At 41.0% G+C, this 24293-nt stretch carries 22 protein-coding genes; 16 read left to right on the plus strand and 6 right to left on the minus strand.

The window, feature by feature from the left end:
• Positions 1–127: 127 nt before the first annotated feature.
• From cls to MURRU_RS04505, 3 genes are all read left to right on the plus strand, one after another.
• A complete protein-coding gene (cls, locus tag MURRU_RS04495) occupies positions 128–1549 on the plus strand; it encodes a cardiolipin synthase (RefSeq protein ID WP_014032235.1) in 1422 nt (473 codons plus the stop codon).
• A 93-nt stretch (positions 1550–1642) separates the two neighbouring features.
• Positions 1643–2107 (plus strand): hypothetical protein, encoded by a 465-nt coding sequence (locus tag MURRU_RS04500; RefSeq protein WP_041801311.1) that lies wholly within the window; start codon positions 1643–1645, stop codon positions 2105–2107.
• A gap of 193 nt (positions 2108–2300) precedes the next feature.
• Positions 2301–2933 carry a hypothetical protein gene (locus MURRU_RS04505; RefSeq protein WP_014032237.1) on the plus strand — a complete coding sequence of 211 codons (633 nt, stop codon included), beginning with the start codon at positions 2301–2303 and terminating at the stop codon, positions 2931–2933.
• On the opposite strand, the gene MURRU_RS04510 is transcribed toward MURRU_RS04505, so the two are convergent.
• Both MURRU_RS04510 and MURRU_RS04515 read right to left on the minus strand, forming a co-directional pair.
• Positions 2928–4451, minus strand: coding sequence for a GH3 family acyl-acid amido synthetase (locus MURRU_RS04510; protein WP_014032238.1), 1524 nt, complete (start codon positions 4449–4451; stop codon positions 2928–2930). The two genes, MURRU_RS04505 and MURRU_RS04510, sit on opposite strands and share 6 nt — an antisense overlap.
• An 83-nt stretch (positions 4452–4534) precedes the next feature.
• Positions 4535–4831 (minus strand): hypothetical protein, encoded by a 297-nt coding sequence (locus MURRU_RS04515; protein ID WP_014032239.1) that lies wholly within the window; start codon positions 4829–4831, stop codon positions 4535–4537.
• A gap of 307 nt (positions 4832–5138) precedes the next feature.
• Between MURRU_RS04515 and MURRU_RS04520 the strand changes: the two genes are divergently transcribed.
• On the plus strand, positions 5139–5366 hold the full coding sequence (locus tag MURRU_RS04520; protein WP_014032240.1) for a hypothetical protein: 228 nt from the start codon (positions 5139–5141) through the stop codon (positions 5364–5366).
• Between the two features lie 507 nt (positions 5367–5873).
• Here the strand turns inward: MURRU_RS04520 and MURRU_RS04525 are convergent.
• The gene (locus MURRU_RS04525; protein WP_014032242.1) at positions 5874–7421 is read right to left on the minus strand and encodes a glycoside hydrolase family 32 protein; all 1548 of its coding nucleotides are present in this window, start codon (positions 7419–7421) and stop codon (positions 5874–5876) included.
• A 204-nt stretch (positions 7422–7625) separates the two neighbouring features.
• On the opposite strand from MURRU_RS04525, the gene MURRU_RS04530 reads away from it, so the two are divergent.
• From MURRU_RS04530 to arsM, 3 genes are read left to right on the plus strand one after another with little or no spacing between them, the layout of a single operon-like run.
• Positions 7626–8234, plus strand: a complete 609-nt coding sequence (locus MURRU_RS04530; RefSeq protein ID WP_014032243.1) for a TIGR04282 family arsenosugar biosynthesis glycosyltransferase — start codon at positions 7626–7628, stop codon at positions 8232–8234.
• A 4-nt stretch (positions 8235–8238) separates the two neighbouring features.
• Positions 8239–9054 (plus strand): purine-nucleoside phosphorylase, encoded by an 816-nt coding sequence (locus MURRU_RS04535; RefSeq protein WP_014032244.1) that lies wholly within the window; start codon positions 8239–8241, stop codon positions 9052–9054.
• Positions 9051–10016: an arsenosugar biosynthesis arsenite methyltransferase ArsM gene (gene arsM / locus MURRU_RS04540; protein ID WP_014032245.1), complete on the plus strand. Its 966-nt coding sequence runs from the start codon at positions 9051–9053 to the stop codon at positions 10014–10016. The genes MURRU_RS04535 and arsM overlap by 4 nt, the downstream gene beginning before the upstream one ends.
• A gap of 5 nt (positions 10017–10021) precedes the next feature.
• Here the strand turns inward: arsM and MURRU_RS04545 are convergent, their stop codons facing one another.
• The 3 genes from MURRU_RS04545 to MURRU_RS04555 form a co-directional block, all read right to left on the minus strand.
• Positions 10022–11044 (minus strand): N-acetylmuramoyl-L-alanine amidase family protein, encoded by a 1023-nt coding sequence (locus MURRU_RS04545; protein ID WP_041801791.1) that lies wholly within the window; start codon positions 11042–11044, stop codon positions 10022–10024.
• A 1-nt stretch (position 11045) separates the two neighbouring features.
• Positions 11046–11975, minus strand: a complete 930-nt coding sequence (locus MURRU_RS04550) for an N-acetylmuramoyl-L-alanine amidase (RefSeq protein ID WP_014032247.1) — start codon at positions 11973–11975, stop codon at positions 11046–11048.
• 95 nt (positions 11976–12070) lie between these two features.
• Positions 12071–13090, minus strand: coding sequence for a glycoside hydrolase family 113 (locus MURRU_RS04555; RefSeq protein ID WP_014032248.1), 1020 nt, complete (start codon positions 13088–13090; stop codon positions 12071–12073).
• 129 nt (positions 13091–13219) lie between these two features.
• On the opposite strand from MURRU_RS04555, the gene MURRU_RS04560 reads away from it, so the two are divergent.
• From MURRU_RS04560 to proC, 9 genes are all read left to right on the plus strand, one after another.
• Positions 13220–14569, plus strand: coding sequence for an NAD(P)/FAD-dependent oxidoreductase (locus tag MURRU_RS04560; RefSeq protein ID WP_014032249.1), 1350 nt, complete (start codon positions 13220–13222; stop codon positions 14567–14569).
• Between the two features lie 53 nt (positions 14570–14622).
• Positions 14623–16233, plus strand: a complete 1611-nt coding sequence (locus MURRU_RS04565) for a 4Fe-4S binding protein (RefSeq protein ID WP_014032250.1) — start codon at positions 14623–14625, stop codon at positions 16231–16233.
• A gap of 292 nt (positions 16234–16525) precedes the next feature.
• Positions 16526–17215 carry a glycosyltransferase family 2 protein gene (locus tag MURRU_RS04570; protein WP_014032251.1) on the plus strand — a complete coding sequence of 230 codons (690 nt, stop codon included), beginning with the start codon at positions 16526–16528 and terminating at the stop codon, positions 17213–17215.
• Entirely contained in the window at positions 17215–18699 is a 1485-nt protein-coding gene (locus tag MURRU_RS04575) for a cellulose synthase family protein (RefSeq protein WP_014032252.1), read from the plus strand. Before MURRU_RS04570 ends, MURRU_RS04575 begins: the two co-directional genes overlap by 1 nt.
• A 9-nt stretch (positions 18700–18708) precedes the next feature.
• Positions 18709–20061 carry a polyprenol phosphomannose-dependent alpha 1,6 mannosyltransferase MptB gene (mptB, locus tag MURRU_RS04580; RefSeq protein WP_014032253.1) on the plus strand — a complete coding sequence of 451 codons (1353 nt, stop codon included), beginning with the start codon at positions 18709–18711 and terminating at the stop codon, positions 20059–20061.
• A gap of 220 nt (positions 20062–20281) precedes the next feature.
• Positions 20282–20896: a GNAT family N-acetyltransferase gene (locus MURRU_RS04585; protein ID WP_014032254.1), complete on the plus strand. Its 615-nt coding sequence runs from the start codon at positions 20282–20284 to the stop codon at positions 20894–20896.
• Between the two features lie 143 nt (positions 20897–21039).
• Positions 21040–22227, plus strand: coding sequence for an argininosuccinate synthase (argG, locus tag MURRU_RS04590; protein WP_014032255.1), 1188 nt, complete (start codon positions 21040–21042; stop codon positions 22225–22227).
• A gap of 88 nt (positions 22228–22315) precedes the next feature.
• The gene (gene argC / locus MURRU_RS04595; protein WP_014032256.1) at positions 22316–23302 is read left to right on the plus strand and encodes an N-acetyl-gamma-glutamyl-phosphate reductase; all 987 of its coding nucleotides are present in this window, start codon (positions 22316–22318) and stop codon (positions 23300–23302) included.
• Positions 23303–23498: 196 nt separating this feature from the next.
• Positions 23499–24293: a pyrroline-5-carboxylate reductase gene (gene proC, locus MURRU_RS04600; RefSeq protein WP_014032257.1), complete on the plus strand. Its 795-nt coding sequence runs from the start codon at positions 23499–23501 to the stop codon at positions 24291–24293.

The raw sequence follows: 24293 nt of genomic DNA on the forward strand, positions 1-24293 counted from the left end.
TACCACATAACTCTGGCAAGTTTTTGCCAGAGTTTTTTTATTGCCCTTCCCCCCTAATTCTTTCCCCAAAGTGTTGATAAACCAATATTCGTTTATACCTTAGAACAAATAAACACCACCATTTTTTTTGAAGACTGTCCTTACCATTCTATATGTTCTGACCTCCGTTTGGGCCATTGGGGCCATAATTTATCACGGAAGAAGGCCGTCGCGCTCCATAAGCTGGGCGCTTGCCATTATAACCCTGCCCATTTTGGGAGCAGCACTCTACTATCTGTTTGGGATGAACCGCAGAAAGTTCAAATTCTTCAACACCAAAGAGTTTGAAAAAAGGAACAAATACACTCCCCCTAAAATTTCCGCCCAAGAAAAATTTTTGACCCATTTTGATGCAGATATTCGAAAAGAAAGACTCAACCGATTAATAAAAGCCAACTCCAACACCACTGCAAAAACAGGAAACAAAATAATACCTCTTCAAGATGGCGAGGAAACCTTCAATGTACTTTTCAAAGCCATGGAAGAGGCCAAAAACTTTATCCATGTACAGTACTATATTTTGGAAAGAGGCACCCTTTTGGACAAAATGTTGGAACTTTTTGAAAGAAAAATCAAAGAAGGTGTAGAAGTTAGAATTATTTACGATTCCTTGGGCAGCTACCAATTAAGGGGGCGCCCCAGAAAAAAGTTTCAGGATGTTGGGGTAAAGATCTATCCCATAATGCCGATTCGACTTAAAAATCTGCTGTTCTCGCTCAATTTTAGGAACCATCGAAAAATTGTGATCATTGACAACAAAGTGGCTTTTACCGGTGGTGTCAATGTTTCCGACAAATACATTAAACGAGAAAACGAACTGGGCAAATGGAAAGATACCCACTTAAAACTCGAAGGGCCCATTGTAAACGATCTACATCTGATTTTCCTTAAAGATTACTTTTTTGCAAGCAACAAAGAGGATTTCCATATCGCAGACTACCTATCCGAGCAACAAACGGCAGGCGATGTTCGTGCACAAGTGGTAGCCGGGGGGCCAGATTCCAAGCATCCTACCATTATGCAACAATATATTGGCATGATGAACCAGGCCAAAAGTTCCATTTGCATAGCAAACCCCTATTTTGTGCCAGGGGAGGCTTTTTTACAAAGTTTAAAAATTACAGCAATGGAAGGTGTGGATATCTCCCTTTTGGTGCCCAAAAAATCCGATTCCAAAGCAGCTAAGTTTGCCATGTTCTCCCATTTTGAAGAATTGCTTCAGGTTGGCGTAAAAATATATCTTCGAGAAGATTTCTCCCATAGCAAAATAATGATTGTCGATGATGATTTGGTGTCCATCGGCTCTGGAAATTTTGATAGCCGAAGCTTTGAACTCAACTACGAGACCAATATCCTTATTTATAACCAAGGAATTAACGCCGAAATGACCGCAGAGTTTCAAAAAATATGTGAAAAATCGGAACCCGTTACTTTGGAGCGCTTTCAGAACAGGACCATTTGGTTCAGATTTTTGGAAGGATTGTTCAAATTCTTCAAACCGTTGTTATAAGCCCATCTCAATTCTTATTTGCATCAACCATTAATTCAATAGAGATAAGTCAACCCCAATACAAAACTATCTTTGTCTCAAAAGAAAACAATCATGAAGAATCTATTTTTAATGCTATTTTTAATCGGAGCAACAACCGTAAGTGCCCAGAGCATATCAAAAAACGCATTGGGTATAAGAGTGGGCGATAACGACGGATTTGGAGGGGAAATCTCCTATCAACGTTATCTCAAGGAATACAACAGATTGGAGTTTGATCTGGGTTGGAGAGATTCCAACAATGTGGATGCCTTTAAACTAGTGGGTCTGTACCAATGGGTAATGCCCATAGACGGAGGATTTCATTGGTATGTTGGTGCCGGTGGTGGTGTAGGATCTTTTGATGCAGGTGAGAACGATGGGGTTTTTGCCCTTGTTGCGGGTGATATTGGTATTGAGTATGATTTCGAAATCCCATTGCTCATTTCGCTGGACATGAGACCGGAACTAGGTTTTAACGACAATTATTCCGATGACCTCGACTTGGATATAGCTCTTGGACTCCGATACCAGTTTTAATAAAAAATAATCAAGTCGAAAAGAGGATGTTTAAAAAGTCAATGGTCGTCAACCTGAACTTGTTTCAGGTTCTCATAATTGTATGTTTATCAGCACGATGAGATTCTGAAATAAACCTGCCTGGCCAGTAGGCAGGTTCAGAATGACGCATTTCAATACTTTTTAGACTCCCTCTTTTTTTAATCCTTTAATCTTGAAAAGAAAACTAAAACTACTTTTTCTACTACTCATAGCCGTATTTTTAGTTATCGTTATTTTGAAAGAACCCAAAAACACAATCCCCGACAATATAAAGCAAGAGGTTAAAATTGCCTTGCAGCATTTCCCAGAACTTAAGGGCATTCCCATTGAGTTCAAGTTTAAAAAAAACATTAAAAAATCGGTGATGCAAGCCCAACCTACATGGAGCGGCCTTCTTAAATCCAAAAACAAGCGCAGCTATGTAATTTTGATCAGTGAAAAGTTTAAAATATCCGGGAAAGAGTTTAAAACGGCAGATGTGCCCAAAGATGTTTTAATTGGATGGATAGGCCACGAACTCGGTCATGTTATGGACTACCAACAGCGGGGCAACCTTAACCTTATTGGTTTTGGGATTCGCTATGTGCTTTTGAAGGAATTTGTTAAAAAAGCGGAACGTGCTGCGGATTCGTTTGCAGTATCTCGGGGTATGTCCGAATATATTTTGAAGACCAAACGGTTTATTCTTAACCATTCCCAAATTGATGAAACCTACAAAACAAGAATAAAACAATATTACCTCTCTCCAGATGAAATTATGGAAATGGTAAAGGAGCAAGACTCCATCAAAAACAACCTCTTATGATTGTTGGGATACAAAATCTTCCCATTCCTTGAAGCGGTCCTCGCCCATTACCCGTTCCATTTTTACCTGCCCGCCCTTTTTCTTGTTGGCCCCGTTCCAATCCGAAAACATTTGTTGGGGCACAAAATTCACTTTTACGCCTTTCAAAGCTTTGCTTCGGGCCACCTTGTAATTTTTATTGGCGTCTTTAAGGTAATTATCCAAAATGGTAGCGGTTTTTTCTTTGTCCATACTTTTATCGGATCCCAAATACCAAGAGTGGTAAAATCCATCATCAAAACGTTTGGCGCAAAGGGTATATTCGGGAATCTTGATGTTCAGCTCTTCTTCCAAATGTTTTACGGCGTCATTTAGCTTGTTTACAGAAAGTTGAGAACCTACGGTATTCAAAAAAAACTTGGTGCGTCCGGTAATTTTTATTTCAGCACGTTCCACATCGGCAAAGGCAATGGTGTCGCCAATGATGTATCGCCATGCTCCAGATACGGTGGATATGATCAAAACATAATCCACATCTTCTTCCACCTCATCCAAAGTAATGGAGGGTGCATCATCTGCTAATGATCCATCTTGGTTTACATACTCGGGTTCAAACGGTACAAACTCAAAATAGATGCCATTATCTGTTATGAGTTTCATCGCAGAGGTCTCTGGCCTGTTTTGACAGGCAAAAAATCCTTCGGATGCCAAATAGGTGTCAATTATTTGTATGGGATGATTCAACAAGGCATTAAAACTTTTCTCGTAAGGATCAAAAGCAACCCCTCCAGAGGTGTAGGCTTGCAAATTGGGCCATATCTCGTGAATGTTGCCCACATTATGATAATCTATGACCTTTTTGAGCATCAGTTCCATCCAAGAAGGAATACCGCTCAAGGCTCCAATATCCCAATTTTTGGCATTTTTGGCTATGGACAGGACACGTTCGTCCCAATCGTCTATTTTGGCGATTTCATCTCCAGGTTTATAGTATTTTTTAAACCAAAATGGAATGTTACTGGCACTTATTCCGCTTATTTCACCTTCTTTTTTACCGTCGCGCTCCTGCAGGTTGGTGGAACTCCCCAACATCATGATTTCTTTCTCGAAAAAATCGGCGGGCATATCAAAATTGCTCATCGCAAACACTTGGTGCCTGCCTGCGCGGGTAATGGAATCCAACATATCTTTGGTAACAGGTATTCTTTTGGGTTTTTTTCCCGTAGTCCCGGATGATAGTGCAAAAAAGTCAGGACTGCCCGGCCAGGTAATGTCAGGTTGGCCCTCAATGGTCTTGTTCCACCATTCTTCGGTGATCTTGTTGTAATCGTGGTAGGGTATGGCTTCGGAAAATGCCTTTTGTATGTTATCGGAGTCCAAAATGGCAGCAAATTTATATTGCTTACCAAATTGTGTGTCTTTGGCCTTGTCCAATAATTCTTTCAAGACTTTTTTCTGCTCCTCAACCGGGCTTGTTTCCTTGCTCAGAGCATCTCGCGCTTCAATAACTCCTTTTATAATGTTTCCTATGATTGCCATATTGGGTAACTTATTGAATTAAATTTACCCACATAGCTGTGGCGAGATTTACTCAATCCATTTTAAGATCGACTTAAATGATCTTAAACATTTATTGTTGCCACCAAGGAAGATGATGAGCTGGAAGCTTTTTGGGTTTCTGGCTGCACAAAGTTGTTGGCAATTTTGGAAAAAAGTGGCTCTGGCGTTTCTTCGTGGACAGACACATAACCGCTGGAAAGATTGATTTCGACAACAACCAAAGAAAGATAATCCATAAGGTGTTCTGCCTCATTGATTAGTATCCTTACAACTTGTAACCGCATAGCATATTCCAAATTAACGATATGCTCATGGTTCAACTTGCTTTTGCCCGCTACATTTTTCCAAATAATTTTCAAGCCTAGTTTTTATACAAAAATAGCCCGGATAATATTTATTTTACGTTTAAGATACATTAATTTAACATTGAAAAATAGCTTAAAACACCTTGCTCCAGATTTGACCTACATAAGAAGATAGACAGATTATCAACCAGATAGAAGTTAAATCAACCCAATTCCGTTATTTTTTTTAGATTTCAATAGGACTTATTGGATTCAACTTCTTAATCTTTTCATAAATATGAAAATCAAATGGTTCCATAGGCAAAAAATATCAAACTATCTCTTATATTTAGCCGATTACGAATAATTTTAAAAATAAAAAATGACCCACGAATTACTAGAAAAGGCGGAAGAGTTTGAAAAAAGGCCCATGAGCCACATGTCCACCAGCGATAGGGTTAAGGCCTCAAGGGAAGCAAAGAGCTTGATTCTTTCCATTAACGAGATCTATAAAAAAACCAAGGATTCCAAATTAATGGAAACCATGAAGAACATTACAGCTAAGAAGCGTAAAATAGAAAAACGACTTAAAGGTTCACCTTTGGTTTAATTGCTATAATCATATATCTTTTATGGAAGGATATTTGTACTTCCAAAAACAAATATCCTTCCCAAAACTTTTTGGTCCCCCACTTTCCTATATACCATAAACAGCTGTATTTCAGCAAATAACGCCTTATTTGCTAAGCCACTCGTATCCCATACGGAACACTTTTTCCATTTACATAAGTTTTGCGACCAATTATGTCCTAATTACTGCAACCAATAAAAATATGGATTGCAGGTGGGTGTCTTTTAGATAATTTAGGAGTGTAGTTTTAACTCAACTAAATAAACACTCAGAAAAATGAACACTATAGAAGCAAAGCTAGGATACCTTTTTTGGTACGCTGTAATTGCACTATCCGTCTACTCTCTTTTAAGCAGTATCTACCTTTACATTAGTTAGCTATACTAAACACTGGCACATCAATCAAAATACCCAATATAGTTAGTAATGTGTTTTCATGGGGCTCCTGCAATGGAGCCCCTTTTTTCTACTCCATTCTTGGAAGTATTACCAAATCGATTCCATCCTCTTAATGGATTTAATTACAATTGGAGCTTGCTCATCCTCATTTACGATAATCAAAGTATGATACGGAACTGTTGGGAATATCTGTTCTGTCATGGAAAGCATTCCTTGATCCACAAACAATTCCATGGACGACCAATCCATTAAGATTTTGAACTCTAGTACGTTCTCTTTCATACCCTTCAAAGGTGCTACATGTTTTTTGGCGCCAAAATCTTCTTGAAAATCAACTTTTCCGGACAAAGTTCTATCTATAGTAAAAACCTGATTTTTAGAATCCATGCTCAGTACAAGCACCTCGTCCAATTCATTTTTAAACAGTAATTTAAAATTTTTAGCGGCCGTTCTAAGCCGAATCTCTGATTGATTGAGCCCTTCTACCTGCAAAGTATCCGATGTATTGGCCGCTACCTCAACCTCATTGACCAGTGTTGAATTGGTCAAATCACTTATTTTGTCAATTGGGTAATTGGCCAAAAAGTAATCATCTACAACTTTGTGCAACGACAATTTTCGAGGTACCGTCATTGCGCTTCGCCATTTTTTGGTCGGGGTGTCCTGGGCATAGTTCCAGTTGCTCATCCAACCAATAAAAAATCGACCGTTTCCTGGAACATTGTTATAGGTCACACCTGCATAATTATCCGTGCCATAGTCCAACCATTTAGGTTCTTTTTGATTGGAAGTAAAGACCTTACCATCAAAATCCCCCACAAAATATTGGGTTCCACTACCGCCATTGGGCGCTCCGGGGTTTATACTTATGATCAACACCCATTTTTCCTCTTCTGAACCATCTACTTGCAATGGAAAAAGATCGGGACATTCCCATACTCCGCCATGGGCACCCTGCGATTTGCCAAAATCGCTCAAATAGGTCCAATCCTTTAAGTTTTTGGATGTATAAAATTTGGCGTGATCACCGGCAACCAAGGTCAAAATCCAACTTTGTGACGACTCGTGCCAAAATACTTTGGGGTCCCTAAAATCTTTAATGCCATCATTTTGTATTATAGGATTGCCCTCATATTTGTTCCAAGTATTCCCATTGTCCAAACTATAAGCAACACCCTGTGTTTGAAAATCCATTCTCCCTGCCTCTTCTCCTTCCTTGGAATGGTATGTAAAAATGGCGACCAAAGGTGCTTCCCCATTTTCTCCAAAGCCCGATGTGTTATTCTTGTCCACAACTGCACTCCCGGAAAAAATATAGCCATGTTCATCCGGGTAAAGTGCAATGGGCTTGTGCTTCCAATGCACCAAGTCCTCACTTACAGCGTGTCCCCAATGCATGGGCCCCCAAACAATATCCTCTGGGTAATATTGGTAAAAAAGATGGTAAACCCCTTGGTTAAAGACCAAACCATTGGGGTCGTTCATCCATTTCTCCTTTGGTGAAAAGTGGAATTGCGGACGATACTCCTCCTTGTACCATGATTCCTCTTGCGGTTGATTCGGCACTTCTTCCCTTTTTTCCTTACAAGAAACAAGTGCAGCCACCACCATGCAACTGATAATAAGTCTAAACATTACCTTAAGTTAAAATAATCTTTTTCAAGATAAAGAAATTTTATCTCCCACCTTACATGCTTCTTGAAACTAAGAAATAATCATTTTGAATGGCAACCAAGGCTACATTCAAAAAAATAATTCCCACATGCTTGAAAGGAATGAAACCAAAAATCTACCTATCTTTAAACAGCGTTTTGCAAACCCCAACTAAATCTAAATAAGTTGAGCAAAAACCTACTTTTAATCCTGACCCGAAACCCCGAACTTGGCAAGTGCAAGACCCGATTGGCAGCCAAGGTAGGCGACAAAACGGCTTTGGATATTTACAATTTTTTGTTGGACAAAACCGTATCGTTTACCAAGGATTTAAAAGTTGAAAAATGGGTGTATTATTCCGAAAGCATTTGGGAAGATGATATTTGGGACAACAAGCTGTATCAAAAAAAGCTTCAGAAAGGAAAAGATTTGGGTGAACGTATGATGAACGCCTTTAGGGAAGGATTTCAAGCCGGTTTTGAAAACATCATCGTTATTGGAAGCGATATGTTCCACCTAAACCAGTCCGATTTGGAAGAGGCTTTCTCAAAATTTAAAGATCACAACTATGTTCTGGGACCTGCCGAAGATGGTGGATATTATCTTTTAGGAATGAAATCTTTAAAAACTGAACTGTTCCAAAACAAAACTTGGGGCACAGACACCGTTCTTTCTGATACCTTATCGGATTTAAAATCAGAAAAAGTCGCCCTTTTGGACGAAAAAAATGACGTTGATTACTATGAAGACATTAAGGATATTGAGGCCTTTGAGCCATTTTTAAAACATATATAGAAGAATGACACAAAAACAGATTGACGAATCCGTTGAATATTTAAAAAAGCGAGGTTTTGAAACCCCAGAAATCGGCATTGTGCTCGGCACGGGCCTGGGGCAACTTGTGGACAAAATAGAAAATTCCATTGAAGCCCATTACAACCACATCCCCTATTTTCCTTTGGCTACGGTGGAATTCCATACCGGTAAATTGATTTATGGGACAATCGAAGGCAAAAAAGCCGTGGTAATGCAGGGGCGCTTCCATTTATACGAAGGCTACGATTTTTTGGATATTACCTATCCCATTAGAGTTATGCACCAGTTAGGTATAAAAAATCTCTTTGTGTCCAATGCAGCAGGAGCCATTAACCTCGACTATAAAAAAGGAGATATTATGTTGATCGAAGACCACATCAACCTGCAAGGTGGATCTCCGTTGGCATTCAAAAATGTATCTGAATTCGGCAACCGATTTGTGGATATGAGCGAACCCTACGACCTGGATATGCGCAAAAAAATTGAAGCCATAGCATCCCGAGAAAATATTTCCTTGCAAAAAGGGGTATACGCTTCGGTAGTAGGCCCGCAACTGGAAACCAAGGCCGAATACCGTATGCTCAAAATTATGGGAGCCGATGCCGTGGGCATGAGCACCGTTCCCGAAGTAATTGTGGCCAATCATTTACGACTACCTATAGTAGCGGTTTCCGTGTTGACCGATGAATGTGACCCAAATAACTTGGAACCTGTTGATGTTCAGGAGATTTTGGAGATTGCCGGACAAACGGAGCCTAAAATGATCAAGCTGTTTAAAGAATTAATCAAAGAACTATGAGCTATTTAGATGCCACACAAGACCTCTACAAAGAGGCCGCCCTAACCCCAGATGTTGGGCTTTGCTGCACCACCAACCCCATTTGGCAATTCCCAGGGCTTTCCATACCCAAAATCATGCAAGAAATGAACTATGGCTGTGGTAGCACCGTTTCAGCACAGGACGTGGTAAACAACCCCAAAATTCTTTACGTAGGTGTGGGTGGAGGAATGGAACTGCTCCAATTCTCCTATTTTTCCAGACAAAAAGGTGGGGTGACAGGAGTGGATTCCGTGGATGAAATGCTGGAAGCTTCTAGAAACAACTTCAAAATAGCCGAGGAGGAAAATGATTGGTTCAAAAGTGAGTATGTGAACTTGGTAAAAGGAGATGCCTTAAACCTGCCCGTGGAAGATGAAAGTATTGACGTGGCCGCCCAAAATTGCCTCTTCAATATTTTTAAAATAGAGGACTTGAAAAAAGCGGTTTCAGAAATGTACCGTGTTTTGAAGCCTCACGGAAGATTGGTGATGAGCGACCCTATTTGCGAACAACCCATGAGCGAGGAACTGCGAAACAATGATAGATTGCGGGCCCAATGCCTGAGCGGAAGCATTCCATTAAAAGATTACGTAAAGGTTTTGACCGATGCCGGGTTTGGCACCATTGAAATCAGGGGCAGAAGGTCGTACAGGGTATTATCACCCAACCATTACCCCGCTGACGAGCTCATACACATTGAATCTATTGAGATAGCCGCCATTAAAGACCCGATGTCAGAGGATGGACCTTGTGTTTTTACAGGTAAAACGGCTATCTATTTTGGTAACGAGGACCATTTTGATGACGGAAAAGGCCACGTACTACAGCAAAATCAGCCCTTAGCGGTATGTGATAAAACAGCAGCAGCCTTGGCGAATGCTTCGAATGAAATTTTTATCAGCAAAAGCACCTACCACTATAATGGTGGCGGATGTTGTTAGATGAATTATTTTGAAATTGTAGTCTTGGAAAATTCGTAGTCCAATAGGATTCCTTCGGATATCCACTTGGCCAAAGCCTGTCGATTATCAGGGTCCAAAATTCTGCGTTGGTCTTTTCTGTTTCTGATATTGCCAATTTCGATATAGGCCATTGCAGGAAGTGTATTTTTAACCATATACAAACTGCTTCGCTCCATAAAAGTACCGTTGTACAATCGGTTGGGCTGAAACTTTTTGTATTTCCTAAAAAAGGTCTGGTGAATGCTCTCTGCCAGTTTTTTGCCGTTTTTGCTCTTTTCGTGATGGTAGAAAAACACATCAATATTGGTTCCCTCGCCCCTGCTATCCACGTGGGTGACCAATAGACGTTGGTATTTGCCTGAATTCTTCAAATACAGATCATTTACAGCTTTGGAGCGCTGCTTCAAACGCTCCAATTGACTCAACGGAATAGCTTCCGAGTTTACGGTTTCATCCGTATCCAATTCGAGCACCCTACTGTCTCGGATGCCATCATTTTCATCTTCAACAATTAAATTCACCTCCGCACCGTGCGATATCAATTCACGGGCCAATCTAAGAGTAACATCGTAGGCATACTCATCTTCGGAAATCAATTTCCCGCGGTACCTTTCCACGGCTCCCGGATCGGGCCCACCGTGTCCTGAAATTAAATAGTAGACTGTATTGTCCAAGCGTTTGCTTACGGCATCAACTTTTTTAAAATCATCACCAAAAATGGGGTAAGTAATTCCTTGATCAATTTCCACCACCTTCTTCGTTGCCAAAGTATCAGGCAATATATAGGAACGTCCCATCAGCAAAGATTCATCCTCGCCCAAATCCTCAGTATTCAGCGTCACAAACTTGTTGTAATGTTTTGTTGGACTGACGCCATGTCTCCGCAAAAGTGAATAGATACCATCCCCTTCTTGGACCACAACTTTTGGAAACTCCTCCTGGGCCATAATAGCACCTTGAAGCAAAAACAAAACACTGAGTGAAAATGTTGACTGAAAATATCTCATTTTAATTTTCAAATTCCAGATCAACATAATCATTAATAATACCATTGCTGATCAAGTTGGCAAATTGTTTTTTGTCGGGTTTGAGAGAAATCTTGCTATCCATAGTATTGGAACCACTTTCAATAGTAAGCAAACTAATGGCCGGCAGCATGTTTCTTGCTAAATACAGGCTGTTCTGATCTTCAAAAATCAAGCTGGCTTTATTAGAAGATTTGCTGGAAATACTTTTTTTCTTAAACACATTTTGAATGTTTTGTGCAAAACGTTGCCCTTGGGTACTTTTATTGTAATGGTAAACGGCCACATTCATATTTCCCGAAATGGCTACATTCTCAGCACGTATGAACAATACCCGTTGGTATTTTCCCGTGTTCTGCAAGTAGCGTTTGTTAACGACCTTTATGTAATCTCCCAATACATCTTTTGTAAATATATCGTCCCCCAAGTCTGTGGCAATCTCATCGCCCATCACATACACTTGGGCCCCGTTCACCATTAGTTCCGCTGCCAATCGTTGGGTGATATCCTTTATAAAATCTTTATCTCCCTCGGTGTTGTTTTCGGTAATCAAGTAATAGACAGCATCCTTGAGTTTATCACTTTTTAGCGACATTTGGGCAAGTTCTTTATCAAAAATGGGTTCCTCCTCATCTTTCTTGGCCTCGACCATCACTCCGGTCTTCTTAAAGGAATCATCAGCATAGGGAACATTATATGCCTCACCCAGTTTTAGCGCGCTTCCTTTTTTTATCTTGTCCGAATTGAGTTCCAGAAATTCTCCATAGTGTTTGGCAGGGTCCAATCCTTGTTTGCGAAGCAGGGAAAAAATACCGTCTCCTTGTTGTGCAACCACCTTGTAGTAAGTGCTTTCCTGTGCAAAAATGAATGTACAGGCCCAAACCCAAAAAAGAAGGGATAATCGTGATTTCATTACTGTATGTCTTTGGGTGGGATGTGTTGCAAATATGGCAAAAAAACACGAAGCTCGGTTACGAATTAGCCCAAAATTTCTGATAAATTAATTTATTAATCCTTAAGACTGGATTCCTTTACATTTGCAAACTGTCTTCGGATAACAGATTCGGCAGGTTTGTTTTGGGGCGTAAAGCGGTTGTCCTCGTGCCCCCCTACCTGATCGTGCTGCATAAACCACTTCCAAACAAAGCCGCCCGCGAACCAATCCTCGTTCCAAAATTCGCCAAAGATTACCTGCGTAGCATCCGCTTGCGCCTTAAGATTTACATCCATCTGGTTTCGATCCACCAACCAAGGCTTTTTGCCCGTATAGTCCATGCTTCGGTATCCAAACTCAGTAAAAAGTATTGGTTTATCCTCTTGTGTAGCCAGTTCCCGCATTTTGGTTTTCCACGGTTGCCAGCCCTCGGTCAATGTTTCAATGGTTGGGTTTTCCTTTTCACACAACGGAAAGTAGGCGTTCACACCAATATAATCCAATTGCGACCAAAACGGTGTTTTAGCATATTCGTCCCAGTTGGCGGCATAGGTAAGCTGACCGTGATATACACTTTTTACTTTTTTAATAAGCTTGTTCCAAAACTCAGGTCGTTCATTAACGAAAGTTTTCAACTCCGTGCCAATACAAAACATATCGCTCTGGGTTTCTTCGGCCAGTGCTGCATATAGCAAGATGAATTTTTCGTAAGCTGCTTCCAGCTGCTTCCAATCCTCTTCCGTTGGCATCTTCATATTTCCTGTAAACTCACCTCTATGGATCCATATTTGAGGCTTTACCATCACGCTCACCCCATTTTGATGCATCTTTTCAATATACTGCTTGGCTCCTTCCCTTCGTTCCCCATACCATTGATGTTCCGTGTCAAAAACCAATTCAGGCGAATCCAAATCACGGATAAAGCCATAAGGCATGATGGCTGCATAATTGGCACTTACATGAAGCACTGGATCAATATGATGTTGAGCCACTTCTTCCCTAGACGAGACAAAACTGACACCATTGACTTTGGCTAACTTGCCACTACTGCAAGAGGCAAAAATAAAGACCCATAATAGAACTATCTTCTTCATAATAAATGTGGAACCCTCTAAAATAATAATTTTAAAACATCATTTAGCTGCCAAATTCTTACTAAATTTCATTTTATCGTTAAGTTCTTCCCATAAAACTCGACACACAAATACAATCAAACCCAACCCATGGAACACATTGTTATAATTGGAAACGGTATTGCAGGGGTAACCGCTGCAAGGCACATCCGAAAACTATCCGACAAAAAAATCACCATTGTTTCCGCCGAATCCAAGTATTTCTTTTCAAGGACCGCCTTAATGTATGTGTACATGGGCCACATGAAGTTTGAGCATACACAGCCCTACGAAAATCTCTTTTGGAAGAAGAACAGAATCGAGTTGGCACATGGATATGTTACCAAAGTAAATACTGAAGAAAAGTTGCTTCAGATTGATGGTGCACCAAGTCTCAGTTACGATAAACTCATTATTGCCACAGGCTCCAAACCTAACAAATTTGGGTGGCCCGGTCAGGATTTTGATGGGGTTCAAGGCCTTTACTCCAAACAGGATTTGGAACTATTGGAAGAAAATGCCCCGAACAACAAGGTTTGCAAACGTGCTGTAATCGTGGGCGGCGGTTTAATCGGCATCGAATTGGCAGAAATGCTACGTACCCGAAATATTCCCGTCACTTTTTTGGTGCGCGAAACCAGTTTTTGGAACGGTGTGCTGCCCCAAGGTGAATCCGAAATGATCAACGAGCATATTCGGGAGCATCATATCGACCTACGTTTGGGTTCCTCTCTCAAGGAAATTGTTCCAGATGAAAATGGAAGGGCGAAATCTGTTGTGATTGAAGAAACGGGGGAAGAAATTGAATGTAATCTTGTGGGCTTGACGGCTGGCGTTACTCCAAATATTGATTTCCTCAAAGATTCGGGCATTGAATTGGGCCGTGGTGTTAAAGTAAATCGATTTTTGGAGACCAATGTTAAAGATGTTTTTGCTATCGGTGATTGTGCCGAGCAGCATGAAGCCATTGGCAACCGCCGACCCATTGAAGCCGTTTGGTACACCGGCCGGATGATGGGCGAGACCCTTGCCCAGACCATTTGCAGTAACCGAATGGAATATAGACCTGGGCATTGGTTCAACTCGGCCAAGTTTCTGGATATTGAGTACCAAACCTATGGTTGGGTATTTCCTGAAGAGAAGAAAAAAGAATCGGAATCGCATTTTCATTGGCGTCACCCGAAAGAAAAAATCTGTATCACGATAGCTTTTGATAGAGATTCCGAAACACTTTTGGGCATCAACACCTTCGGTATTCGTTTACGGCACGAAGTGTTTGACCGGTGGCTCAACGAAAAAAGAAACATGGATTTTGTAATGGAACATCTCGTGGATGCCAATTTTGATCCGGAATTTTATAAAAATTTAGAAGCGCAGATCGTATCCAAATACAATTCCGATTTTGAAAAGTCCATCAAACTGAAAAAGAAAAGCCTAAAACGTATCTTCCAATTGGGTTGATTGGCTTACGTTTTAATAAAAAAGTTTAAATCAGCACAAAGTAACAACAAACTATGAACAACCAAACACATAGTCCAAGTATGGCCCTAACCGGGGAACCACCAAAAAGTTTGAGCATCGGTCAAAAAATCGCTGTTTTTTTAGGAATGTCTGGTCTTGGCATTCTATTATTGGCCGTTTTCAATGTCGGTTTTCCGAACAAAACGTTGTGGTTAACGCTATCGCTTTCGGCTATTACCTTTGGCATCATTTTATTCTCTTGGGATGCCTATTCCAACAAGCTCCCCGGTATCAAAAACGATGGAGTTTGGTTCAAATCCATTTCCAGCCGCGGTTTATGGGGCTGGATGGCCGGCCTTGCACTAACAGGGTTTTACATTGTGCTTTATTTTTATCCTGAATATCTGGGTTTGGTCAGCGATGGAGATAACAAAGGAGTAATCGGCCTTTTTGACCCCCTCAGTAAATTCTTGAGCGGTAATCCGGCCAGTCAATGGTTTGTTTACGGGACCCTCTACACAGTTGCCATTTTCGCTTTTGGCATAAAATTCCTTTGGAAGTACCGCCATAACCGCTACGAAAGGCTACGGACTTGGAGCGTAATATTTTTCCAAACAGCTTTTGCCTTCATCATCCCAGAATTGATGGCTCGTTTAAATGGACATGAAGTTTTGAACGGCGGAAGCCTACCCTATTTTGACTTGAAAAATATTTGGCCCCTCAACTATTATAATTTTGAGAGTTATCGCATCAAAGGCTTTTTAAGTTCGGGAGATATTGGTTTTGCTTTATTGATTTTTGCCATTCTTTCCATCTTCGTTATCACTCCAATCCTCACTTATAAATATGGAAAAAGATGGTATTGCTCCTGGGTTTGTGGTTGTGGTGGACTTGCCGAAACCGCCGGGGATTCGTTTAGGCAATTGAGCGACAAATCCACATTTGCTTGGAAAGTGGAACGCTGGGTGGTGCACAGCGTAGTTGTTTTTGTAACCTTGATGACCACCGCAGTAATTTATTCCTATTTGGGAACGGACACCAGTAAATATTGGTTGACGAAAAGCACTTTTTTAATCGGCGTAGCGGTTTTACTCACCTTGGTTTTTGGTTGGGTAATGATTTTTAAACGGGATCAGCTTCAAAAAGATGCCAAGTACGGGGCCATCGGATATTTTGTGATTATCATTGCGTTGATCGGATTCCACTTTTTTAGTGGTGAGGGAGAAGTTTTTCTCTTCAAATCTGGAACGCTTCGTAAATCGTACTCTTTTTTGATTGGCAGTATTTTCTCTGGAGTCATCGGAACCGGGTTCTATCCCATATTTGGCAGCAGGGTTTGGTGCAGGTTCGGTTGTCCGATGGCTGCTATCCTAGGCTTTCAGCAAAAGTTGTTCTCCCGATTCAGGATTACCACCAACGGTGGACAATGCATTTCTTGCGGAAACTGCTCCACATACTGCGAAATGGGCATCGACGTACGTGCCTACGCGCAAAAAGGGGAGAACATCGTAAGGTCCAGTTGCGTGGGGTGCGGCATCTGCTCCGCAGTCTGCCCTAGAGGTGTCCTTAAATTGGAAAATGGACCTTTGGAAGGTAGAATTGACAGCAATCAGGTACTCTTGGGCAATGATGTGGATTTGATGACCCTCGTAAACAAGAAGTAAATCACTTTTCTTTTTGAACAATTCAAGGTAGAATCCATGGAAAATTTTAGTTTTGGCAACTTAAACATTAACTAAAACCTGTTGTGCATTTTGAAGGCTTCATGTATCAAAAGCCGTCAATTCGAGTGAAATTCCAAAGGAATTTTGTATCGAGAATCGGGTTTTGACTTGAAATTCTGGTTCTCGACCTGCCTGCCGGCAGGCAGGTACAATTTTTCTTGCGAAAAATCACTCGAACTGACGAATTTCAATCATAATGCACAATGGGGTAACTAAAGTTTATTCCCAGCCAATGGCGGATATTAAAGTTATTATCCCAGCAATAAACGAAGGAGATTCCATTGGTTTGGTCGTCTCGGAAATCCCCGATCATGTATCCGAAATTGTAGTCGTCGACAACGGTTCCTCTGACGATACCATTGCAAATGCAAAAAAAGCGGGAGCAACCGTAATCACCGAAAACCGCAAGGGCTATGGGTTTGCCTGTTTAAAGGGATTAAATTATATATCCGAGCGATCCAAAACACCCGACATTATCGTATTTATCGACGGAGACTATTCAGATTATCCAGAGGAATTGGATAAGATTGTCGCCCCAATTTTGGAAAATGACATTGATTTTGTGGTTGGAGCGCGAAAAAAATCACTTCGTGAACCTGGTTCCATGACCCCACAGCAGGTTTTTGGGAACCAATTGGCCACATTCTTAATGCGATTGTTTTTCAGGTCAAAATTTACGGATTTAGGACCTTTTAGGGCGATAAAATATGAAAAGCTCAAAGAATTAAAAATGCAGGACACCACTTACGGCTGGACAGTGGAAATGCAATTGAAAATTTTGAAGAAAAAAATGTCATATATCGAAGTACCAGTGCGTTACAAACAAAGAATTGGTGTCTCAAAAGTATCAGGTACGGTAAAAGGTACTATATTTGCGGGCATAAAAATATTGGGTTGGATCTTTAAATACAGTTTAAAATAATGGGACTTGCTATTGCTTACATCATCATTGCTATTTATAGTTTCGCCTTACTTTTGATTTTCTTCTATAGTCTTGCTCAACTAAATCTCTTGATCAATTATCTAGGCTATAAAAAGCGAAACGAAGAAGCCCCAAAATTCAACCTTCTCGACCCCAAGGAAATTCCGTTCGTAACCATTCAACTTCCCATCTACAATGAGGAGTACGTAATGGAACGTTTGTTGGAGAACATCGCCAAAATAGAATACCCAAAAAGTAAATTGGAGATTCAGGTGTTGGACGACTCTACAGATGATTCTGTAGTAGAAACGGCTCGCTGGGTCGAAGAACTTCAAGAAACCGGACTGGATATACAGCACATCCGCAGGGAAAACCGCAAAGGGTACAAAGCAGGAGCCTTAAAAGAAGGTTTGGAAATCGCCAAAGGTGACTTTATTGCCATTTTCGACGCAGACTTCCTTCCCGAAGCCGATTGGCTTAAAAAGACCGTTCCTTACTTTAAGGACGAAGAAATCGGTGTGGTACAAACCCGTTGGGGACACATCAACAGAGATTACTCTACCCTTACCCGTATTCAAGCTTTTGCTTTGGATGCACACTTTACGTTAGAGCAGGTAGGAAGAAACTCCAAAGGGCACTTCATCAACTTTAACGGTACAGCAGGTATCTGGAGAAAAGAGTGCATTTTTGATGCAGGCAACTGGGAAGGCGACACCCTCACCGAAGATCTCGATTTGAGTTACCGTGCACAATTAAAAAATTGGAAATTCAAGTACTTGGAAGATGTGGAAACCCCCGCCGAGCTTCCGGTAGTAATAAGTGCAGCACGCTCACAACAGTTCCGTTGGAACAAAGGCGGTGCCGAAAACTTTAGAAAAACAGTTTGGAGTGTAATCACTTCCAAAAACATACCTTTTAAAACCAAGTTCCATGGTGTAATGCACCTATTGAACAGCTCCATGTTCCTATGCGTGTTCACCGTTGCTTTGTTAAGCATTCCAATGCTCTACATCAAAAACACTTACGGACATTTAGGTTGGGTCTTTGAAGTGACCAGCTTCTTCATTTTAAGTACCATCATCCTATTTGTGTGTTATTGGTTTACCTACAAAAGTATTCAGGGCAGTAGTTTTGATAATTTTGTGGACTATATTAAACTCTTCTTTACCTTCTTCTCCGTGGCATTGGGCTTCTCTTTGCACAATAGCGTGGCTGTTTTGGAAGGACATTTGGGAAAACGAAGTGAATTTGTTCGAACTCCAAAGTTCAACATCAACAGTATTAAAGACACCTGGAAGGGCAATAAATATTTGACCACCAAATTGTCGCCAAACATGATCTTGGAGTTTGCCTTAATGATTTATTTCCTTTTCGGAATGTACAGTGCCATACCATTGAACGACTATGGATTGTTCCCTTTTCACCTAATGTTGTTCCTGGGTTTTGGGTTTGTATTCTTTAAATCCATAACTTCCAAGGCATAACCCACCACTATGCAATCTTATTGGCGACTGCACAAATACCCGATAATTTTTGCTGTCGCCTGTATTTTATTCTACTGGAGCTTTGCTTACAATTTGGTCCGCACCGATTTTGTTAAGCTATTTATGCTCTTTGGGGCTATCTTTTACCTTACTTATAAAATTATCCAGTTCGAAAAATGGAACTTTAAGTTCCTTTTGGTCATTGGTATCCTGTTTAGGCTGGTATTTTTGATTGCAGAACCTAACCTTTCACAAGATTTTTACCGATTTATTTGGGATGGGGAACTCATCAAAAATGGCATCAATCCCTATTTGTATACCCCGGACCAAATCATGGAGCAGGGTTCGGTAACTTTTGCCAGCATGAATGAACTCCATGAAGGCATGAGCTCCCTTAACGCTAGGCACTACAGCAACTATCCGCCAGTAAACCAAATTCTTTTCGCAATCGCGTCCATATTAGGTGGTGGAAGTGTGATGGGTTCCATGATTGCCATGCGTTTGACAGTAATCGCAGCAGACCTGGGCATACTCTATTTTGGAAGAAAGCTATTGCAAAACCTTAACAAGGCCAACCACATGGCGTTTTGGTACTTTTTGAATCCACTTGTTGTCATAGAATTGACAGGAAATCTTCATTTTGAAGGCGTAATGCTCTTCTTTTTTGTTTGGGCCCTGTACCTCATATCAAAAAACAAATGGTTGTGGGCAACACCTGTTTATGCCATTTCCATCATGGTAAAATTGATGCCTATCCTCTTTTTGCCCATCTTCTTAAAATATTTTGGATTTAAAAAGAGTGTCGTTTTTTATACGCTGGTAATATTGGGGTGTGCCGCCTTGCTAATCCCATTTTACTCTCCGGTTTTTATTGATAATTATACGGAAACGGTTGGACTATGGTTTTCCAATTTTGAGTTCAACGCCAGTATGTACAATGTGGTAAAAAAGATTGCCGTTACCTATTACAAAGCCAAACCTTGGGAACTTATTGACTCCTACGGCTCCATGCTTACAAAGGCCATCATTGTAATTGTGTTGTTGTTTGCGTTCCTAAGGAAAAACCAAAAATTGGATAGTGTCATCACCTCCATGGTGTTTGCGCTGGCCTGTTACTATTTCCTTTCCAGCACCGTTCATCCGTGGTACGTAGTATTCTTGTTAGGTTTCGCCATCTTTACCGATTACAGGTTCCCTCTGGTGTGGTCCTGTACCATCATTTTAAGTTATTATGCCTATTCCAACCCTAACTATAAGGAGAATCTTTGGTTGTTGGCCGTTGAATACATTTTGGTAATTGGCTTTTTTATTTACGAAATGATAGGTAGCAGGCCAAAAAAGTTATATTTCTTCAAAAAGTAATCGCAACTTTAGCCCAATTCGAATTAATTTGTACTTTAGCCCCAGAATGAAAGGACAACTGTACATATTATCTACTTTGAGCATCGCTGCTCCCATCAGTCCGTTTACTCCCCGTCGTCGTCGCCCGTAAGGGTGCAACATAACTATTGGAAATAGGTGAGTCCATTTCCGCAAAATCTCCAAATATATTTTTTCAATTTTTACAGAACAATCGCTTGCAATGGAAATTATTATTGCTAACGAATCACATTTTAAATACGCACAGATCATTAGTGATACCATCACCGAATCGGCCAAGGTTCGAGGTACGGGTATCGCCAGACGTACGCCCGAATATATCATAAAACGCCTCCAAAATGGTAATGCCATTATTGCTTTGGATGGAGATAAATTTGCTGGCTTCTGCTACATTGAAGTCTGGGGAAACAAAGACTTTGTGGCCAATTCTGGATTGATTGTACATCCCGATTACAGAAACCAAGGACTTGCTAAAAAAATCAAGAAGGCAGTTTTTGATTTATCAAGAAAAAAATTTCCCGATGCCAAAATTTTTGGTATTACCACAGGGCTGGCCGTAATGAAAATGAACTACGAGTTGGGCTACAAACCTGTTACCTTTTCCGAACTTACGGACGATCCCGAATTCTGGAAAGGCTGTCAGACCTGTAAGAACTTTGACATTCTCACACGTACAGAAAGAAAGATGTGCTTGTGCACCGGTATGTTGCACGACCCAAAAGCACAAAAGCAAGAACCTGAAAAACTCAATAAAAAGGCCTTTAAAAGATTAAAAAGTATAAAAGAAAGCCTTTTTCTTAAAAAGAAAGACAAATAAATATCAGGTCGAGCTGTCATCCTGAGCGTAGTCGAAGGAGCAGTCGAACCATTGAGAATACAAAAAACTAAGACATAAAATGGATTCCTGCTGGAGTTTATGCTGAGCAAAGCGAAGTGCAGGAATGACAAACTAAAAGAAAAATGGAAAAATTAGTTATAGCCTATAGTGGCGGATTGGATACCTCATATTGTGCAAAATACCTTTCTCAGGAAGAGGGGTTTGAAGTACATGCCGTAAGCGTGAACACGGGAGGCTTCAGCAAAGCTGAAATCAAGGAGATTGAGGAAAAAGCCCTTGCTTTGGGTGCCACCTCATACACATCCATCGATGCCGTTTCCACTTTCTATGATAAAGTGGTGAAATACCTCATCTATGGAAATGTGCTTAGAAATAACACCTACCCACTTTCCGTGAGTGCCGAAAGGATTGTTCAGGCCATCGAAATAGTAAACCACGCCAAGAAAATTGGGGCCAAATACATCGCCCACGGAAGTACAGGGGCCGGAAACGATCAAGTACGATTTGATATGATATTTCAAATCTTGGCTCCAGAAATCAACATTATCACCCCAATCAGGGACAAAAAGTTGGCCAGGGAAGAAGAAATTGAGTACCTGCAACAGAACGGCATCGATTACTCTTGGGAAAAAGCCAAGTATTCGGTCAACAGAGGATTATGGGGAACATCCGTTGGAGGTGATGAAACCTTGACTTCGCATTTATCCTTGCCCGAAAGTGCCTATCCAAGCCAATTGGAGAAAGAACTGCCAAAGGAATTAAAACTTACCTTTAAAAATGGCGAATTGGTTGCTTTGGACGGTGAAGAAGACACGCCTGTGGCCAACATAGAAAAATTGTCCGCCATCGCATCCAAATATGCCATTGGTAGGGATATCCATGTGGGTGACACCATTATCGGAATCAAAGGTAGGGTCGGTTTTGAAGCTGCCGCACCATTGATCATCATAAAAGCGCACCATTTGTTGGAAAAACACACCTTGAGCAAATGGCAACAATACCAAAAAGAGCAAATGGGCAATTTTTATGGCATGCTGTTGCACGAAGGAAACTATTTGGATGAAGTGATGCGAAACATCGAGGCCTTTTTGACCGATACCCAAAAGCACGTTTCAGGTGATGTATTCGTGACCTTGCATCCGTACCGATTTGAATTGAACGGAATCACTTCCAAACACGATTTGATGAACGCTTCCTTTGGAAGCTATGGGGAAATGAACAAAGGTTGGACTGCCGATGAAGCCAAAGGTTTCATCAAAATTTTGTCCAACTCAGGGAAAATTGCAAACCACGTAAACAATAAAATTTAGGAGCCGTCACCCTGAACTTGATTCAGGGTCTCACTAGAGTGAGATGCTGAAATAAATTCAGCATGACGATAAATAATTCTCCATTGATATGAGAAAAAAATATATTAAAACAGGAATCATAGGAGGTTCGGGCTACACAGGTGGGGAACTGATCAGGCTTTTGCTCAATCATCCCCAGACAGAAATCGATTTTGTGTTCAGCACCACGCGAGCAGGAAAGCCCATCACTTCCGCCCATCAAGATTTGTTGGGACAGACGGAATTGAAGTTTTCAGGTGAGGTAAATCCAGCCGTTGATGTGGTTTTTCTTTGTTTGGGACACGGCAATTCAACCTCATTTTTAAACGAGAACCAATTTTCAGCATCAACAAAGATCATCGACCTCAGTAATGATTTCAGATTACAAGCTGATTCTATTTTTAATGGTCAACGATTTATTTACGGACTACCCGAATTGAACAAGTCTGCCATACAATCCGCAGAGGCCATTGCCAATCCCGGTTGTTTTGCCACTGCGATTCAATTGGCACTGTTGCCTTTGGCAAAATCAGGTTTACTGAGTGATGATGTCCACGTAAACGCTGTTACGGGAAGTACCGGAGCAGGAGTTGGCCTATCTGCCACCTCGCATTTTAGCTGGAGGAACAACAACGTTTCTTGGTACAAACCTTTCACCCATCAACATTTGGGAGAAATCGGTGAGAGCTTCGCTTCCTTTGGCAATTCGGTGGGAAAATTATTTTTTCTCCCCAACCGAGGGAACTTTACCAGAGGAATTTTGGCAACGGCCTACACCAAGTATAGTGGCACTTTGGAAGAAGCTCTGCAGTTGTACAACGATTTTTATAAAGATGCTGCTTTTACCCACATATCGGACGAAGCCTTGCATTTAAAACAGGTGGTGAACACCAACCAGTGCCATATCCATTTGCACAAGCATGATAATCTGCTTTTGATTACATCGGCCATAGATAATTTAATAAAAGGCGCATCCGGACAAGCAGTGCAAAACATGAATTTAATGTTCGGCTTCCCAGAAACCGAAGGTTTGTTGTTAAAAGCAGGAGTATTTTAAGATAAGGGGTTAGAAAACAATAATAAGCGGAGCGTCACCCTGAATTTATTTCAGGGTCACACAAAATTATGCCCGTGTCTCTATAATGTGATGCTGAAACGAGTTCAGTATAATCTTAAAGAATCAAAGGGTCTATCTAAAATATGTAAAATAAAATTAGATTCCCGCTTTCACGGGAATGATAAAGAAGATAAATATGAAAATAGCCATCATAGGGGCAGGGAATTTAGGACTGGCCATTGCCAAAGGCATTTTGCACAGCAATGGGGCCACCACCATGTACCTCACCAAACGGAACACCAAATCCGTTCAGGATTTTGAAAAATATGGAAATGTAACCGTCACTTCCGACAACCAAGAAGCTGTCAAAAATTCGGACATCCTTGTTTTTGCCGTGCAACCCGGTCAATTTGTGTCGATTTTGGAAGAAACCAAAGACCTGCTCACCGAAAAACATGTGGTGATCAGTACCATTACGGGTTTCAGCATTTCAAAAATTGAGGAAATCATCGGTGCAGATAAATTCATTATCCGAAGTATGCCCAATACAGCCATTTCGGTGGGCAAATCCATGACGTGCATCTGTAGCAACGAATTGGGCAAAAAACGAGTTGATTTGGCCAAGGCCATTTTTAACCGCATGGGCCACACCATGGAAATTCCAGAAGAGCAAATGCAAGCCGCAACGGTTATCTGTGCCAGTGGAATCGCATTTTGGATGCGTTTGATACGTGCCACAACACAAGGGGCCATTCAATTGGGGTTTGATGCCAAAGAAGCACAAGAACTGGCCATGCACACCTGTAACGGTGCCGCAAGCTTGTTGATTGAGTCAGGAAGTCACCCAGAAGAAGAAATTGATCGCGTGACCACCCCAAAAGGATGCACCATTGAAGGTTTGAACGAAATGGAACACCAAGGATTAAGCTCATCTTTGATCAGAGGAATTGTTTCCTCATTTGAAAAAATTAGCCAAATAAGAAAAGGATGA

This window comes from Allomuricauda ruestringensis DSM 13258 (assembly GCF_000224085.1).
Taxonomy (GTDB): domain Bacteria; phylum Bacteroidota; class Bacteroidia; order Flavobacteriales; family Flavobacteriaceae; genus Flagellimonas; species Flagellimonas ruestringensis.

Bases quoted from the DNA above. Each gene is read 5' to 3' on its own strand.
- MURRU_RS04500 (WP_041801311.1), top strand. From the start codon at position 1,643: ATGAAGAATCTATTTTTAATGCTATTTTTAATCGGAGCAACAACCGTA.
- MURRU_RS04510 (WP_014032238.1), bottom strand. From the start codon at position 4,451: ATGGCAATCATAGGAAACATTATAAAAGGAGTTATTGAAGCGCGAGAT.
- MURRU_RS04520 (WP_014032240.1), top strand. From the start codon at position 5,139: ATGACCCACGAATTACTAGAAAAGGCGGAAGAGTTTGAAAAAAGGCCC.
- MURRU_RS04525 (WP_014032242.1), bottom strand. From the start codon at position 7,421: ATGTTTAGACTTATTATCAGTTGCATGGTGGTGGCTGCACTTGTTTCT.
- MURRU_RS04535 (WP_014032244.1), top strand. From the start codon at position 8,239: ATGACACAAAAACAGATTGACGAATCCGTTGAATATTTAAAAAAGCGA.
- arsM (WP_014032245.1), top strand. From the start codon at position 9,051: ATGAGCTATTTAGATGCCACACAAGACCTCTACAAAGAGGCCGCCCTA.
- MURRU_RS04545 (WP_041801791.1), bottom strand. From the start codon at position 11,044: ATGAGATATTTTCAGTCAACATTTTCACTCAGTGTTTTGTTTTTGCTT.
- MURRU_RS04550 (WP_014032247.1), bottom strand. From the start codon at position 11,975: ATGAAATCACGATTATCCCTTCTTTTTTGGGTTTGGGCCTGTACATTC.
- MURRU_RS04555 (WP_014032248.1), bottom strand. From the start codon at position 13,090: ATGAAGAAGATAGTTCTATTATGGGTCTTTATTTTTGCCTCTTGCAGT.
- MURRU_RS04560 (WP_014032249.1), top strand. From the start codon at position 13,220: ATGGAACACATTGTTATAATTGGAAACGGTATTGCAGGGGTAACCGCT.
- MURRU_RS04565 (WP_014032250.1), top strand. From the start codon at position 14,623: ATGAACAACCAAACACATAGTCCAAGTATGGCCCTAACCGGGGAACCA.
- MURRU_RS04570 (WP_014032251.1), top strand. From the start codon at position 16,526: ATGGCGGATATTAAAGTTATTATCCCAGCAATAAACGAAGGAGATTCC.
- MURRU_RS04575 (WP_014032252.1), top strand. From the start codon at position 17,215: ATGGGACTTGCTATTGCTTACATCATCATTGCTATTTATAGTTTCGCC.
- mptB (WP_014032253.1), top strand. From the start codon at position 18,709: ATGCAATCTTATTGGCGACTGCACAAATACCCGATAATTTTTGCTGTC.
- MURRU_RS04585 (WP_014032254.1), top strand. From the start codon at position 20,282: ATGGAAATTATTATTGCTAACGAATCACATTTTAAATACGCACAGATC.
- argG (WP_014032255.1), top strand. From the start codon at position 21,040: ATGGAAAAATTAGTTATAGCCTATAGTGGCGGATTGGATACCTCATAT.
- argC (WP_014032256.1), top strand. From the start codon at position 22,316: ATGAGAAAAAAATATATTAAAACAGGAATCATAGGAGGTTCGGGCTAC.
- proC (WP_014032257.1), top strand. From the start codon at position 23,499: ATGAAAATAGCCATCATAGGGGCAGGGAATTTAGGACTGGCCATTGCC.